Origin of the sequence: Vreelandella sedimenti (assembly GCF_013416325.1) — a bacterium.
Lineage (GTDB): Bacteria > Pseudomonadota > Gammaproteobacteria > Pseudomonadales > Halomonadaceae > Vreelandella > Vreelandella sedimenti.
On sequence record NZ_JACCGK010000001.1, the window covers coordinates 392,078 to 406,462 of the forward strand.

Below are 14,385 nucleotides of genomic sequence, written 5' to 3' on the forward strand. Positions count from 1 at the left end.
CTCCAGTGGGGCGATGCGCAAGTCACGCTGTAAGTCTGTGGGTAAAATATTCAAGCCTCGATCACGATGCCGGCATCAACTGGCCAGTAAAGCCATAATGGGGTGCCTGGTGTGGCTCGAGCGGCCGGATGTGAGTTGGTAACGCTGGTGGTCAATACATGGCCCTGGGGGGTGCTAAGTGTCAGGTCGAAACTGTGGCCTTGGTAAGTGCGCTCCTGAAGCGTGGCCATCAGGCAGTTGCCGCCATTACTCGCGGCTTCTTTATAGCTAAGGGCAATACTCAGTTGTTCGGGGCGGATGCCTAGCATCAGGTTGTTGTGAGGAATATGGCGTAGGTTGTTCGCTGTCAACAGGGTACCTTCGAACTGGCCGCTGACACGCTGCCCGGAGCGTTTGGGATGGCTTAGCGGCAATAAGTTCATACGGCCTAGAAACTCTGCAACAAAGCGGTCATGAGGCCGGTTGTAAAGGCGTTCTGGTGTATCAAGTTGAGCCAAGCGACCTTTATTGAAGATGGCTATACGCGATGAAAGGGCAAGTGCCTCACTCTGGTCATGGGTTACGAAGACAAAGGTGGTACCCATTTCCTGGTGTATACGTTTCATTTCCTCTTGCAACTGGCCGCGCAGGTTTTTATCTAGCGCCGAAAATGGCTCGTCAAGCAGCAGCATCTCTGGCTCAAAGACCAGTGCCCTAGCCAACGCTACCCTTTGCTGCTGACCACCGGAGAGAGTGTGCGGCTTCTTGTGAGCATGCTCGCTCAGACCCACGGTCTCCAGCATGTGCTTCACTCGCTGGCGTCGGTTAGCGGCAGCTACGCCACGAATACGTAACGGAAAGGCGACATTGTCCGCAACGCTCATATGCGGAAACAGTGCATAGCCTTGAAATACCATGCCAAAGTTACGCTTTTCGGCTGGCCGCTGAGTGAGGTCTTGTCCCGCTCTGGTCAGACGTCCGGCAGAGGGAGTGCTGAAGCCTGCCAGAATCATCAGTAGGGTAGTTTTACCAGACCCAGAGGGGCCGAGTAAGGTTAGAAATTCGCCCCGTTGGACATCAATGAAAATATCGTCGAGAGCCAGAAAACTTCCAAAACGCTTCTGAATGCCCTGTATGTTAATTTGTACGTCACCATGCTGAGCCGTGTCGCTAATTAGCTCGTGAGTGGGTGACTGGGAAAGGCTATTCATGACGGCTCCTGAGCGGTTCAAGGGAATAACGTTGATGTATTAGCCTGCAAAGCCCGTACCAGGATTGGGCGGTAGCGCCAAGGAAGAGGCAGAAGTATCAGAGAGGTGTCTGGAAATGCCAGAATAGTGTTCTTCCAGTCGCCATCCAGAGGGGAGTATTTTCCCCTGCTGATTACACAGGCTAAGGGACTGTCCTTCACGCCAGGGCAGAGTCGAGTGACGAATCAGGAAGTTGCTGTTAGCGCCATACTCGGCATAGGAAATCTCGCAGTTAAGCAGGGTCTGGGCGTCTTGTGATGATTCACGCAGCAGGTTGGCAAGGGGAAGAGGTGGCAGGACAAGCGAACGGCGTTCAATCAGCATGGCAAAGGCATCTATGACCAGCAGACGTGCATGCCCATCTTCACGAAGCCAAACATGTATATCTGGATCTTTAGGCGTTAAGCGGTGCCACTCTTCTTCGTAAGCACCGGATGGAGCGCGTTCGATTATGCAGCTATCGCGCAACTCGATGTCGCCAGGTTCCGGGAAGTCGACTACTGGTTGATAGCCCCATTCGCGCTGCCAAACTGCTTGCCCATCAAGGTAATGACAGTGCCCAGTAGCCCCCTGCTGGTGCGCCAGAGCGAGATCATCATCGCGGGACGCACCAAGACGCGTCACTATAGGCCGAGTTGTCGCGATACGCAGATCTCCATAGCAGCTTAGCCCTTGTAGCCAGAACACTCTGCTTGAGGTATCACGACTACCGTCGCTATAGTCGATACGTGTTCGTTGCCAAACGCCTCTTAGCCAGTCGGGTACGGTTGCGTTCATACTCCTGCACCGCTGGTTTTCTGACGATGAGCATTGGTAGCATCCAGTCGCCCAACTAAATGTTCACCGGCAAAAGTATCGGGATAATGGGGGGGATTATCGGAACTTGAGCAGTGAGGTAAACAACTGACCAATGTGTGGTAATTGCAGCCACAGAAAAAGGGCATCGAGTAGCGCTCGTTGCTGGAGCGGTTATAAACACGATGAATGGTGGATGCAAAGCGGTCATTGGTCCAGCGCGCCATCATGTCACCGATATTGACGACAAAAGTACCCTCAATGGGGGGCACAGCGATCCAGTCTCCAGCAGCATTACGGGCTTCTAAACCTCCGTTGTTATCCTGAGCGAGCAGTGTTAGGCATTCGTAATCGCTGTGCGCGCCGATACCCACTCGGGGCTCACCTTCGTGTGCGGGATAACGAATCAGGTTAAGTTGCGCCATAGGCTTGTCGATTTTGTCATCGAAAAAGTATTCGTCGATGCCAATAGCCAGGGCGAACAGTCGGAAAAGCTCCTTCGATAGCGCCGACATTTCCTGATAATAACTGTAAATATTTTCGCGAAATCCAGGTAGATCACGGGGCCAAGTATTCGGACCGTACATGATGATGCCGTTAATAAAATCTGGATCATCAGCCGGTAGCTCAAGCCCAATCTTGAATACTTCTTTACTATCTGCAGCGTAGGCATCAAGTGTCTCTTCACCAATCCCTAGATATCCCCTATGGTTTGGTAGCTTGCTGATATGGATCTCATTTTTGCGCTCTAGAGGCAGCGCAAAAAAACGCTTTGCCTCTGCCCATGCTGCCGAGATCTTGTCACTGTTGACACCGTGGTTCGCAACATAGAAAAAGCCTATTTTTTCACAGGCAAGACCGATTTCATCAGCCACCGCTTGTCGTGAAGAAGGCGTAGCATCGGGGCCGATAGCGGGGGCAAGATCAATGACGGGTACCGCTGTAAAGTGGCGACCTTTTTCTCGAGCCAAGCGATCAGGGTTTGGTGCATATGTTGAATTAGGCATTAAAAAATCCTCGGGAAGGTGGAACAAGCCAGCGGTGCGCCGGGTATCAAACCATCACCCTTGATCGGCGGTGCGAGGTCGCTTGCTATTTCAATGTAATGCGCATCATCCCCCGCCCAGCATGTCGACAGTACTCGGCGGGGATGGGGGAGTGGGTTGCCAGGAGCTCGATGTAGTGTACGCGCGTGAAACGCAAGGCAGTCCCCAGGTTGTAGAGACCAACTGACGATATCCTCGTCACTACAGCAGAGAGCGATATCCGGCACTTCTGGGCGGCCATCGCGGCTACCATCAAAAGAGCTTTCATCGGCGAAAGGCACGGCAGCATAGAGAGTGTTCCAGCGATGAGAGCCGCGTACGAACTCAAGCGTATTGGCTGAACTGACAGCATCTAGAGGAGCCCAAATCGTCAATGCTTGGTCACCACCTACGCACCAATAAGATTGATCTTGATGCCAAGGTGTCGGCTTGCTGGAACCAGCATCCTTAACGAGCAAGAAGTCATGATAAAAGGTCACACTCTGAGAATTCATCAGATGACCGGCTAAACTCGCCAGCGGGCCGTCAAAGGCGAACTCACAAAAGCTAGGCCAGCGTTGCCAGAGCATGACATCACCGAAGAAAAAACCGGGCGCATTAGGGGGGCCAAAACGGAAGTGGTGAGGGCCGCCCTGTTCGATAGCGTCGCGGGTGCCTTCTTTGAGCCGAGTAAGCCAGCTTTCATTCAGAACATTACGTAGGCAAATAACCCCATCCTGTAAATACTGGTCAAACACACGAGGATCATCGGGAGTAAAGTCCTGTTCTGTGCTGTTAGCTTGCATGACAACCTCTCTCAAATTCGATGTGCCGATAACTTTTAGGTTGGCAAAAGATAGTTGATAATAAAATTCATATTTTTTGTCTTTTTATGTGAGAAAAATTGTTATGAGACGAGCGTTACCTCCCTTGAATGCGTTACGTGCCTTCGAAGCGGTGGCGCGCCTGCAGAGTGTTAAGCTTGCTGCAGAAGAACTGCACGTAACTCACGGGGCGGTAAGCCATCAGCTAAAAATGCTTGAAGAATCTCTGGGGATGGTGCTGTTCCACCGCGATCGCCGCCAACTTCGGCTCAATCAGACAGGACTGGTTTACTCGCGTCAGGTGCGAGAGGCTCTGCGCCTATTGGCAGAAAGCACCATAAAGCTGGGGCTGCCCAGTGTTGAAGGAAGACTGCAGATCATCTGTGCACCTACCCTGGCCACTAAATGGCTGGCCCATCAGTTGAAAGCCTTTCGCAGTGCCTTTCCAGATATCGATCTGACTGTTATGCCGCAGAACCTTGATGATGAGGGGATAGCCACTAGCGACTATGACGTGGCGGTGGTTTATGGACATGGTGAATGGGAGCGCAAGCACGTTAAACTGTTGGCCAACTTCAATATGACACCGGTCTGTCATCCTCACTTTTTTTCTACCTACGACCAACCCCATCAGGTCAGCGAGCTTCGTGGAAGCTGGCTGCTGCATGAAGATGATGGCGGTAACTGGAAACGCTGGTTGGCTAGGGTGGGCGCTGATTCTCATGATTTGAGAAGAAGTACTCACTTGGGAGGAGCCCATCTGACACTCGAGGCGGCTGCGTCAGGCTTCGGTGTCGCGCTGGGAGATCGGATAGTTTGCGCGCAGGATTTTGCCCGTGGTCATCTGGTGCGCTTATTCGACGCTGAAGTGCCAGCGCCAAACGCCTATTATTTGGTCTGCTCGCCACACCGGCTGAACGAGCCACGTATCCTTCTATTTTGTGACTGGATACAGGCGCGTATCGAACGCACCTTGGCCGTAAAACAAACTCCATAAATACAAATTGATGAACTTGAATCACAGGTGTTACGCCAATTTGATAGGCTAGATTATCGCTGGGAGGCACTCAATCCATAGCGCTGCAACCGACGCACCACGCTGGATTGGCTGATGCCCAGCCGCTCGGCAATGGCGTAGGTGCTTGGGAGCGTGTTGCACAGCTCTTCAAGGGTTTCGCGCTCCAGCCGCGCTAGGTACTGCTTGAGGGTTTCCTGGGGCTCAAGTGCTACTGCCGGCCTTGCTGGCGAGGCGCTCGGAAAGTTTGCCGGATGCTGTTCGGCGTGAGGGAGTGCAGCGGGCTCCTCGATTTGATCGGTGGGGCTGGAAAGCCAGGCTCTCTCTAGCCAGTTCTCCAGCTCGCGGACGTTACCCGGCCATTCGCCACCCATCAGCGTCGACCAAACGCGGGTATCAAGGATTTTTTGCCGGCCATAGCGCTGGTTGAGCCGATTTAAGCACGCTTCAACCAGGTCGGGGATATCCTCCCGGCGGTCACGCAGCGGCGGCAGGGTGACCGGGATCACATTGAGGCGGTAGTAAAGATCCAGACGGAAAAGTCCGGCCTCTACTTGCTTGCCCAAATCCTGGTTGGTCGCCACGACCAAGCGAAAATTGACCTTGCGTGAGCGGGTGTCACCCAGCCGGGTCAAATTACCGTCCTGAATCACCTTGAGCAGTTTGGTTTGCATTAGCAGCGGCAGCTCGCCTATTTCATCCAAAAACAGCGTACCGCCCTCGGCCTGCTCTAAAAGCCCGGCTTTGCCCTGGCGAGCGGCACCGCTGAAAGCGCCGGGCTGGTAGCCAAACATCTCGGACTCAAACAGATTCTCTGGAATCGCCGCGCAGTTAACGTCAATAAAGGGGCCGTCACAGCGCTGGCTCCAGCGGTGTAGCTGTTTGGCAAAGGCGGTTTTACCCACACCTGATTCCCCCAGCATCAGCACATTGGCATCCGAAGGGGCTACCCGCTTAAGCAACAGTGCAATTTCGCGCATCACGCTGCTGCGCACCTGCAAATTGTCCAGGGCGTCATCCAACGCCTGCTCTTCAGCGTCTGGCGCTACCTGACTGCGCTTTAAGTGTTCGCTAAAGCGTTTTTGCAGCAGCGCATATTCGTCCTGCAATAACTGTAAGTCGGTTAAATCCCGCGAGCGGCTGATAATGCGCTCCAGCTTGCCGTCGACGAATACAGGGTAGGCTTCGGCAATCACCCGGCGGCCTGTTCCGGTGACCTGCATAAGCTGCGCAGGCCGGCGGGTGCGCATCACTTCCATGGTGATGGAGGGCTTAAGCACCCCAGCGGTTTGCAGTTGCTGAACACTGCTGGAGAGCAGCTCTTCTCGCGAAACGCCGTAAACCGCTTCGGCTCCCGGGCTAATATCGACTATTTGCCCATCGCCACTGACGATAAAGAAGTGGTCGTTTGCGGTCTCCACAATGGTTCGCAGCACACGTTTATCTATTTCACTCATCGCAGCCGATTCCTCTGAGCGATTCATTTTTGAATCTTTGATTCAAAAATGAATTAAAAAAGCACTTGGCTGATTCATTTTTGCATCGTTTGGCCGCTAATCCCACCACTTTATAGGCATCTACGACTTGGCATGGTCTGTGCAGTGTCTTTAGAAGATTAGTGAAAAGAGCTAGGCCAATACCTACATCGTGCTCACCGCCAAAAATATAAGGAGATGTGTATGTCGGAGTTTAATCAGCCCCTGGGCGGAAACACCATGCCGCGCTTTGCAGGCCCTGCCACCATGATGCGCCTGCCCACCCAAGAGACAGCCGAGGGTCTGGATGCGGCATTTATCGGCATTCCTATGGATATAGGCACTTCAAACCGCCCCGGCACGCGGCTTGGGCCGCGCCAGATTCGCGACGAGTCGCGCATGCTGCGCCCCTACAACATGGCGACCCGCGCCGCGCCCTTTGAAAGCCTGCAGGTCGCCGATATCGGCGATGTACCCATCAATACCTTCCACCTGCCTAAAAGCGTCGACATCATCACCGCCTTTTACGATGAGGTGCTGAAACATGACTGTATTCCACTGACCCTGGGTGGGGAGCACACCCTGACGTTGCCAGTTCTTCGCGCCATGGCCAAAAAGCACGGCCCGGTGGGATTGATTCATATCGATGCCCATGCCGATGTCAACGAGCACATGTTCGGTGAGCCAATTGCCCACGGCACACCGTTTCGTCGTGCCCAGGAGGAGGGCTTATTGGCCCACGGCAAGGTAGTGCAAATCGGCCTGCGTGGTACCGGCTATGCCGCTGAAGATTTTGACTGGTGTCGTGGTCAGGGTTTTCGCGTCGTGCCTGCCGAAGAGTGCTGGTACCGCTCGCTAGCACCGTTGATGCAGGAAGTGCGCGAGCAGATGGGCGATGTCCCGGTGTACATCAGTTTCGACATTGACGGTTTGGATCCTTCTGTTGCCCCCGGTACCGGCACGGTGGAGATGGGAGGACTGACCTCTAGCCAAGGATTGGAGCTGGTTCGCGGTGCCGCTGGGCTTAATATTGTCGGCTGTGACCTGGTGGAAGTATCTCCGCCTTATGACCCCAGCGGCAACACCGCGCTGATGGGCGCCACGCTGCTGTATGAAATGCTTTGCGTACTGCCGGGCGTTAAACACAGCGAGTGACGCCGACCGAATAGCTATCAAAGAAATAGCGACTAAATAAAAAGTACTGACCTAGCCACGCCGCCAGTCCACCTCCAATAATCACTTCCAATAGGTGAACCCTATGTCGTATAGCAACGTTAAATCGGAACAGCCGACCTCGTCGGCACCGATACCCCGCGCACACTTACTGAAATTTATCATTCCTTCGCTAATTGGGGTGCTGCTGTTTCTCGTCCCTTTTCAAGTGGGCGATACCATTAACATCGGCATGGGGCTCATGGCCGATAGTTTGCAGGCCTTGCTGGGCTCGGCGCTGCCGGCCATTGCCGTCGTTGTGCTCTGCCTGTCGGTGGTAGCGACGATTTACGCCAAGCTAGCTAACCCTTCCTGGGCCAAAAAGGGCATGCTGCGCGAAATGTTTCATGTCGGGACGGTGTGGCTTGCGATGCGCGTTTTAGGCGCGCTGTTCGCTGTGATGACCTATTTTCAGTTCGGGCCTGAGTTCGTGACTGCGTCATTTACCGGTGGGGTGATGCTCAATGACCTGGCGCCGGTACTGCTCACCTTCTTTTTCTTTGCCGCGCTGCTGCTGCCGTTTCTGGTCGAGTTTGGCTTTATGGAGTTCATCGGCAGCATGGTACGTAAACCGTTTCGGATAATTTTTAACTTGCCGGGACGCAGCGCCATTGATGCCACCGCTTCATGGATGGGCTCGGGCACTGTCGGTGTGCTGATCACCACGCAGCAGTACGAGCAGGGATTCTATAACCGCAGGGAAGCCTCGGTGATTGCCACCAATTTTTCCGTGGTGTCGATTGCGTTTGCGCTGCTCGTCACCAGTTTTGTCGATATCAACCACCTGTTTGTGCAATTCTACTTTACGGTGGTGGTTTCGGGGTTAATCGCTGCGGTCATTGTGCCGCGCTTGCCGCCCCTGTCGCGCAAATCCAATGACTATTACGAACCGGTGGGCTGCCAACTGAATGAGGAGCGCACTGAAAAAGTGGGTCTGTTCCGTTACAGCCTGATTCAGGCCACCAATCGCGCCGCCGGTGCTCCCGGCCCCCGTGAACTGGCACGTTTGGCGCTCCTCAACGTGATGGATATTTTCCTCGGCTTACTTCCCCTGGTGTTTGCTATTGGCACGGTGGCGCTGATTCTAGCGGAATTTACCCCGCTGTTTACCTGGCTTTCCTACCCCATGGTGCCGGTGCTAGAGCTGCTGCGGATTCCCGAGGCAGAAGCGGCGGCGCCCGCCACCCTGGTGGGCTTTGCCGATATGTTCCTGCCCGCGGTGCTGGCGACCAATATCGAAAGCGAACTCACCCGCTTTGTGATTGCCTGCCTGTCGCTCACCCAACTGATCTACATGTCGGAAATCGGCGCGCTACTGCTCAAGTCGAAAATTCCCATCAAGCTCTGGGAGTTGGCTGCCATCTTCCTGCTACGTACTGCCATTACGCTGCCGATCATTGCCTTCATGGCCCATACGTTTTTCTTCTAAGGGACCTGCAATGAACGCTGATGCAACGAATACTGATGCAACGAGCAATCAAGCGACGATGACCTGTGCCGAACTGCTGATTCACCTGCTGCGCGATACTTACCGGGTACGTGCCCTGTTCGGCATCCCCGGTGTGCATACGGTGGAGCTTTATCGCGGGCTGGAAGGCAGCGATGTGAGGCACGTTACGCCACGCCATGAGCAGGGCGCCGGGTTTATGGCCGACGGCTATGCCCGCGCCAGCGGCCAACCGGGGGTGTGCCTGATTATCACCGGCCCAGGCATGACCAACATTGCCACCGCCATGGGTCAGGCCCTGGCGGACTCGATCCCCATGTTGGTGATCTCCAGCGTTAACCGCCGCGATACGCTGGGCATGGGCCAAGGGCGGCTGCACGAGCTGCCCAGCCAGCAGCAGATGATCAGCGGAGTGGCGCGATTCAGCCACACGCTGTTGGACGCCAATACGCTACCCGAGGTGCTGGCGCGCGCCTTTGCCGTTTTCAACGGAGCGCGCCCAGGCCCGGTGCATATCGAAATCCCCATTGATCTGTTCAATGCGCCGGTCAGCGTTCCGGCTAGTTGGAAAGCGCCCACGCTTTACCGCGCGGCGCCTGATCCAGAAGGCTTGGCCGAGGCTGCACGCTTACTAAAAGCAGCGAAGCAGCCCCTGGTGCTGTTGGGCGGAGGCTGCGTTTCAGCGCCGGAAGCAGCGCGAGCATTGATTGAAAAGCTTGATACCCCCACGGTAACGACGATTAATGCCAAAGGGCTGCTAGGCCGCGACCACCCGCTGGATTTGGGGGCTAACGCGGCGCTACCCGCCGTGCGTGAGCTTGCGGCCAACGCCGATGTGATTCTGGCGGTCGGCACCGAGCTTGGCGAGACAGATTACGATGTGGTGTTTGACGACGGCTTTCACCTCAACGGCACGCTGATTCGGATCGATCTTGATCCGGAGCAACTGGTGCGCAACCAGCGCACCACGCTGGGCCTGGTAGGCGATGCTGGGCGCAGCTTGGCGCTTCTACTGACGCATTTTTCGGCGCCGCTGAAGCGTCAAGGCGCTGAGCGAACGGCCGCCGCTCTGGACACCTTAGACTTAGCGAACGATCCCGCGTTTAGCGATTTCGTGCCCCTCTATGCAACGCTTGCCGACCACCTTCCTGAAGCCATTTTGGTAGGCGATTCCACCGCGCCGGTGTATGCCGGTAATCACTTGGTCAGCCAGCCTGCTCCACGCCGCTACTTCAATGCCTCTACCGGTTACGGCACCTTGGGTTATGGGTTGCCCGCGGCATTGGGAGCACAGCTGGCGCGGCCTGGCCTACCCGTAGTGGCGCTGGTGGGAGATGGTGGTGTGATGTTCACGCTGTCGGAAATCGCCACCGCCGTGGAAGCCCGTCTGCCAGTGGTGATCGTTTTGTGGCACAACGCCGGTTACGAAGAGATCCGGCGCTACATGGATGCCAACGGCGTAGCGCGCTTAGGGGTGGATATTCAGGCGCCCAACTTCCTCACCCTGGCCGAAGGATTTGGCTGCCCCGGCATGCTGGTAGAGAGCCCCGCCGAACTTGCCAACGCGCTTGACAACCGCGAGCCCAACGGGCCACTACTGATCGAAATTGACGCCGCTGCCTGGCAGCGTGCATGCGCATTTTCTGAATAGGATTCCATCATGCCGTTACTCAACCAGCAATTTATCAACAACCAGTGGGTGCCCTCAAACGGCACGCGCCTGCTCGATGTGATGAACCCTTACCGCGAAGAGCGTATTGCCCAAGTAACCGCCGGGGATGCAGCCGACGTCGATGCGGCGGTCCAAGCCGCCCAACAGGCGCAGCCTGATTGGCAGGCGTTGGGTGGTGCCGGACGTGCAAAGTTTTTGGAAGGGGTTGCCGATGCACTGGAAGCCCGTCGTGACTCGATTATCACGCTGTCGGCGACCAACAATGGCAAGCCTTTAGCAGAGGCGGAGATCGATCTGGAGGATGCCATTGCCTGCTACCGCTACTATGCCGGGCAGGCCAAGGCACTGGATGCCCGCCAGGGCGAGTTGGTCAGTGTGGAGATGGAAGGAGTTGAAGCGCGCACTTATCACGACCCCGTAGGTGTGGTGGGGCTGATTGCACCGTGGAACTTTCCTTTAGTGACCAGCGCTTGGAAATTAGCACCTGCACTGGCGGCGGGCTGTACCGCGGTACTCAAACCATCGGAAATAACCCCACTTCCGGAGCTAGTGCTGGCAGAAATCGCGCTGGAGATTGGCCTGCCCGCAGGTGTGCTTAACTTGCTCAACGGCGACGGCGAGGGCATCGGTGCACCGCTCACCCACCATCCTGGTGTGGACAAAATCTCCTTTACCGGCAGTAACCGCGTGGGCGAAGCGGTCATGCAGGCGGCCAGCGCCCGCACCGCAAGCGTATCGCTGGAGCTAGGCGGCAAATCCCCCATTTTGGTGATGGCAGACGCCGACCCGGCGCAAGCCGCTGACTGGGTGATGGCGGGCATTTACTTCAATGCCGGACAAATCTGCTCAGCAACTTCGCGCCTATTGGTACACGAAGACGTCGCGGAAGTGCTCTATGCCGCTCTTGCCGAGCGAATGGATGCGCTAACGCTAGGTGACCCGCTTGCCGAAGGTACCAACTTAGGCCCACTAACCAGCGCCAAACAGCGCGACGCCGTACAACGCTATTTGGACCTTGCCGAACAGGAAAGACTTACAGTAGTGCGCGACGACAAACACCGCACGCTGCCCGCCCAGGGTTACTTTTTGGCTCCCACGCTATACCGGGACGTGCCGCTTGAGAGCCGCCTGTGGAAAGAGGAGATTTTCGGCCCGGTGCTCTGCGGACACAGCGTGGCAAGCGAAGCTGAGGCGGTTCAGCTTGCCAACGACAGCGTTTTTGGTCTGGCAGCCACGGTGATTAGCGGCGACCCTGAGCGGGCAAAACGCATTGGTCGACAGCTCAAGGCGGGCAGCATCTGGTACAACAGCGAACAACTGGTGCTGCCTGAAACCGCCTGGGGTGGCTTCAAGCGCAGTGGCATTGGTCGAGAATTGGGCCCTTGGGGGTTAAGTGCCTACCTTGAAGTGAAGCATGTGATTGGGCCTGCCTAGCGAAAACGCTTAGGCGTGAGCTTTAGGCATGAACTGATGGTATCGCATAACGCCGAGTCGATTTCCCGGCTTTTACCACCTGCCCCGGCACGTCGTGGCCGATGAGGTCGGGGAGGGTGGCGGCAACTTCAAGCAGTGCATCCAGATCGACACCGGTATCGACGCCCATGGCTTCAAACATATGAACCAGGTCTTCAGTGCATACGTTGCCCGTTGCACCTGGGGCGAAGGGGCAGCCGCCCAGCCCGCCTAATGAGGAGTCGAAGCGGCTGATACCCGCCTGCCAAGCCGCAAGGGCGTTGGCCAGCCCCATGCCGCGAGTGTTGTGGAAGTGCAGCGTGAACGGTGTTTCTGGCCAGCGCTCAAGCACGGCTTCGCATAGGTGTTTGACCTGGGCAGGGTTGGCCATACCGGTGGTATCGCACAGCGTGACGCCCTGAATACCAAGGTCGATAAGCTTCTCAACCCGTTCCAGCACCCGCGCTTCGTGGACGTCGCCTTCGAAGGGGCAGCCAAAGGTCGTCGATAGGGAGGCATTGATAAATACACCGCTCTCTTTACTGGCATCCAGAATTGCCGCGAACTGTTCAAGGGATTGTTCCGGCGTCATGCGCAGATTAGCCAGCCCATGGCTATCGCTGGCAGACATCACCAGATTGATTTCATCCACCTGGCAGGCAAGTGCCCGCTCGGTGCCCTTTACATTGGGCACCAGTACGGTGATATCGACCCCTTCCCGGCGCTGAATGCCGGTCACTACATCAGCGGCATCACGCAGGTTGGGGATCGCTTTGGGGGAGGTGAACGAGGTTGCTTCGATGCGGCGCAGGCCGGTGGTGGAGAGCGCATCGATCCAGCGGATTTTCTCTTCGGTGGGCACAAAGCGCGCCTCAATCTGCAGGCCGTCCCGGGGGGCGACTTCATTGATTTCGATCTTTGCAGGGCAGGGCGATGGTTGGCTCATAGGCTTATGCATAGTGCTGTCCTTAAGTACTCTTCTTAGATTATGCCCGCTTGGCGCAGTTTGGCGCGGGTTTCATGATCAATGCCCAGTTCATCCAAGACATCGTCGGTATGCTGGCCAAGCGTGGGGCCGCCGTCGCCGATTCGCCCAGGGGTAGCGCTAAGCTTTGGCAATACGCCGGGTACTTTTAGCGGTTTGCCATTAGGCCGTGTAAAAGTTTGAATCATCTCCCGAGCCACATAGTGAGGATCAAAGGCGATATCTTTGGCCGTGTAGGGGTAGCCTGCGGGCACGCGGGCGTCATCCAGAGCTTGAAGGATGGCATCCCGTGGGCGCTCTTCGGTCCATGCTTGAATGGCGGTATCAATCATCTCGGCTTGCTGACTACGCCCATCGTTATGGGCCAGGACCGGGTCGTTGGCTAAATCTTCACGGCCAATCACGCTCATCAGGCGCTTGAAGATACTGTCGCCATTGCCCGCAATCAGTACGTAATCACCGCCTTGGCAGCGGTAGGCGTTGGATGGGGTAATGCCGGGCAGGGCGCTTCCGCTCGGTTCGCGAACCTGGCCGCTGGCATCGAACTCAGGCAGCAGGCTCTCCATCATAGCAAACACCGACTCATACAGCGCGACGTCGATCTCTTGACCCAGGCCACTGCGGTTGCGCTCCTGAATTGCCAGCAGGGTACCAATCACGGCGTAAAGCGCGGAAAGCGAGTCGCCGATGCTCACCCCCACACGCACCGAAGGTTCTCCCGGCTGGCCGGTGAGGTAACGCAGACCACCCATGGCTTCGCCAATCACGCCAAAACCGGGTTTATCGCGGTAAGGCCCCGTTTGCCCATAGCCGGAAATATGCACCATGATCAGTCGTGGGTTGAGTTTGGAGAGTGCTTTCCAGCCCAGCCCCCAGCTGTCTAGCGTGCCGGGGCGGAAGTTTTCCACCACCACGTCAGCCTCGGCGGCGAGCTGTCGCACCAGCTTTTGGCCCTCTTCACTGCGCAAGTCCAGCGCCACCGAGCGCTTGTTGCGGGTCTGGACGTGCCACCAGAGCGAGGTGCCTTCTTCAAGCATTCGCCATTTGCGAAGTGGATCACCGGTGCCCGGCGGTTCGATTTTAATCACGTCGGCACCGAATTCGCCCAGCAGTTTGGTGGCGAAAGGCCCCGCAATCAGTTGGCCAAGCTCAAGAACTTTTAAGCCCTGTAGCGGAAGCTGGCGCGCTTCGGAAGCATTCATTAAGGCTCTCTCTTATCATTGGGTTATCTCTATTAGCCAGCATGCGTGAGCT

12 protein-coding genes are annotated in these 14,385 nt (G+C 56.2%); 5 read left to right on the top strand and 7 right to left on the bottom strand.

Translation table 11 applies throughout. The features are described from left to right. Nucleotides 1-50: 50 nt before the first annotated feature. The 4 genes from HZU72_RS01770 to HZU72_RS01785 are packed head-to-tail and all read right to left on the bottom strand — an operon-like array spanning nt 51 to nt 3,855. Nucleotides 51-1,190: an ABC transporter ATP-binding protein gene (locus HZU72_RS01770; RefSeq protein ID WP_180090023.1), complete on the bottom strand. Its 1,140-nt coding sequence runs from the start codon at nt 1,188-1,190 to the stop codon at nt 51-53. 39 nt (nt 1,191-1,229) lie between these two features. After that, nucleotides 1,230-2,006, bottom strand: a complete 777-nt coding sequence (locus HZU72_RS01775) for a hypothetical protein (RefSeq protein WP_180090025.1) — start codon at nt 2,004-2,006, stop codon at nt 1,230-1,232. Next, a complete protein-coding gene (locus HZU72_RS01780; RefSeq protein WP_180090027.1) occupies nt 2,003-3,031 on the bottom strand; it encodes an isopenicillin N synthase family dioxygenase in 1,029 nt (342 codons plus the stop codon). Before HZU72_RS01780 ends, HZU72_RS01775 begins: the two co-directional genes overlap by 4 nt. Further along, complete coding sequence (locus HZU72_RS01785) at nt 3,031-3,855, bottom strand: phytanoyl-CoA dioxygenase family protein (RefSeq protein ID WP_180090029.1); 825 nt, start codon at nt 3,853-3,855, stop codon at nt 3,031-3,033. The genes HZU72_RS01780 and HZU72_RS01785 overlap by 1 nt, the downstream gene beginning before the upstream one ends. 103 nt (nt 3,856-3,958) lie before the next feature. Between HZU72_RS01785 and HZU72_RS01790 the strand changes: the two genes are divergently transcribed. Then, nucleotides 3,959-4,870, top strand: coding sequence for a LysR substrate-binding domain-containing protein (locus HZU72_RS01790; protein ID WP_180090031.1), 912 nt, complete (start codon nt 3,959-3,961; stop codon nt 4,868-4,870). A 53-nt stretch (nt 4,871-4,923) separates the two neighbouring features. Here HZU72_RS01790 and HZU72_RS01795 read toward each other — a convergent pair whose 3' ends face one another. Further along, nucleotides 4,924-6,345, bottom strand: a complete 1,422-nt coding sequence (locus HZU72_RS01795) for a sigma-54 interaction domain-containing protein (RefSeq protein WP_180090033.1) — start codon at nt 6,343-6,345, stop codon at nt 4,924-4,926. 222 nt (nt 6,346-6,567) lie between these two features. On the opposite strand from HZU72_RS01795, the gene speB reads away from it, so the two are divergent. The 4 genes from speB (at nt 6,568) to HZU72_RS01815 (ending at nt 12,128) form a co-directional block, all read left to right on the top strand. Further along, nucleotides 6,568-7,518, top strand: a complete 951-nt coding sequence (gene speB / locus HZU72_RS01800) for an agmatinase (protein ID WP_180090035.1) — start codon at nt 6,568-6,570, stop codon at nt 7,516-7,518. 103 nt (nt 7,519-7,621) lie between these two features. After that, nucleotides 7,622-9,004 carry a YjiH family protein gene (locus HZU72_RS01805; RefSeq protein ID WP_180090037.1) on the top strand — a complete coding sequence of 461 codons (1,383 nt, stop codon included), beginning with the start codon at nt 7,622-7,624 and terminating at the stop codon, nt 9,002-9,004. A 10-nt stretch (nt 9,005-9,014) separates the two neighbouring features. Further along, nucleotides 9,015-10,673, top strand: coding sequence for a 5-guanidino-2-oxopentanoate decarboxylase (locus HZU72_RS01810; RefSeq protein ID WP_235975910.1), 1,659 nt, complete (start codon nt 9,015-9,017; stop codon nt 10,671-10,673). Nucleotides 10,674-10,682: 9 nt separating this feature from the next. Continuing rightward, nucleotides 10,683-12,128, top strand: coding sequence for an aldehyde dehydrogenase family protein (locus HZU72_RS01815; RefSeq protein ID WP_180090039.1), 1,446 nt, complete (start codon nt 10,683-10,685; stop codon nt 12,126-12,128). A 22-nt stretch (nt 12,129-12,150) separates the two neighbouring features. Here HZU72_RS01815 and HZU72_RS01820 read toward each other — a convergent pair whose 3' ends face one another. Next, entirely contained in the window at nt 12,151-13,092 is a 942-nt protein-coding gene (locus HZU72_RS01820; RefSeq protein ID WP_180090150.1) for a hydroxymethylglutaryl-CoA lyase, read from the bottom strand. A 35-nt stretch (nt 13,093-13,127) separates the two neighbouring features. Further along, nucleotides 13,128-14,333 (bottom strand): CaiB/BaiF CoA transferase family protein, encoded by a 1,206-nt coding sequence (locus HZU72_RS01825; protein WP_180090041.1) that lies wholly within the window; start codon nt 14,331-14,333, stop codon nt 13,128-13,130. Nucleotides 14,334-14,385 lie beyond the last annotated feature (52 nt).

Coding starts and splice junctions, on each gene's coding strand:
- HZU72_RS01770 (WP_180090023.1), bottom strand. CDS start 1,190: ATGAATAGCCTTTCCCAGTCACCCACTCACGAGCTAATTAGCGACACG.
- HZU72_RS01775 (WP_180090025.1), bottom strand. CDS start 2,006: ATGAACGCAACCGTACCCGACTGGCTAAGAGGCGTTTGGCAACGAACA.
- HZU72_RS01780 (WP_180090027.1), bottom strand. CDS start 3,031: ATGCCTAATTCAACATATGCACCAAACCCTGATCGCTTGGCTCGAGAA.
- HZU72_RS01785 (WP_180090029.1), bottom strand. CDS start 3,855: ATGCAAGCTAACAGCACAGAACAGGACTTTACTCCCGATGATCCTCGT.
- HZU72_RS01790 (WP_180090031.1), top strand. CDS start 3,959: ATGAGACGAGCGTTACCTCCCTTGAATGCGTTACGTGCCTTCGAAGCG.
- HZU72_RS01795 (WP_180090033.1), bottom strand. CDS start 6,345: ATGAGTGAAATAGATAAACGTGTGCTGCGAACCATTGTGGAGACCGCA.
- speB (WP_180090035.1), top strand. CDS start 6,568: ATGTCGGAGTTTAATCAGCCCCTGGGCGGAAACACCATGCCGCGCTTT.
- HZU72_RS01805 (WP_180090037.1), top strand. CDS start 7,622: ATGTCGTATAGCAACGTTAAATCGGAACAGCCGACCTCGTCGGCACCG.
- HZU72_RS01810 (WP_235975910.1), top strand. CDS start 9,015: ATGAACGCTGATGCAACGAATACTGATGCAACGAGCAATCAAGCGACG.
- HZU72_RS01815 (WP_180090039.1), top strand. CDS start 10,683: ATGCCGTTACTCAACCAGCAATTTATCAACAACCAGTGGGTGCCCTCA.
- HZU72_RS01820 (WP_180090150.1), bottom strand. CDS start 13,092: ATGAGCCAACCATCGCCCTGCCCTGCAAAGATCGAAATCAATGAAGTC.
- HZU72_RS01825 (WP_180090041.1), bottom strand. CDS start 14,333: ATGAATGCTTCCGAAGCGCGCCAGCTTCCGCTACAGGGCTTAAAAGTT.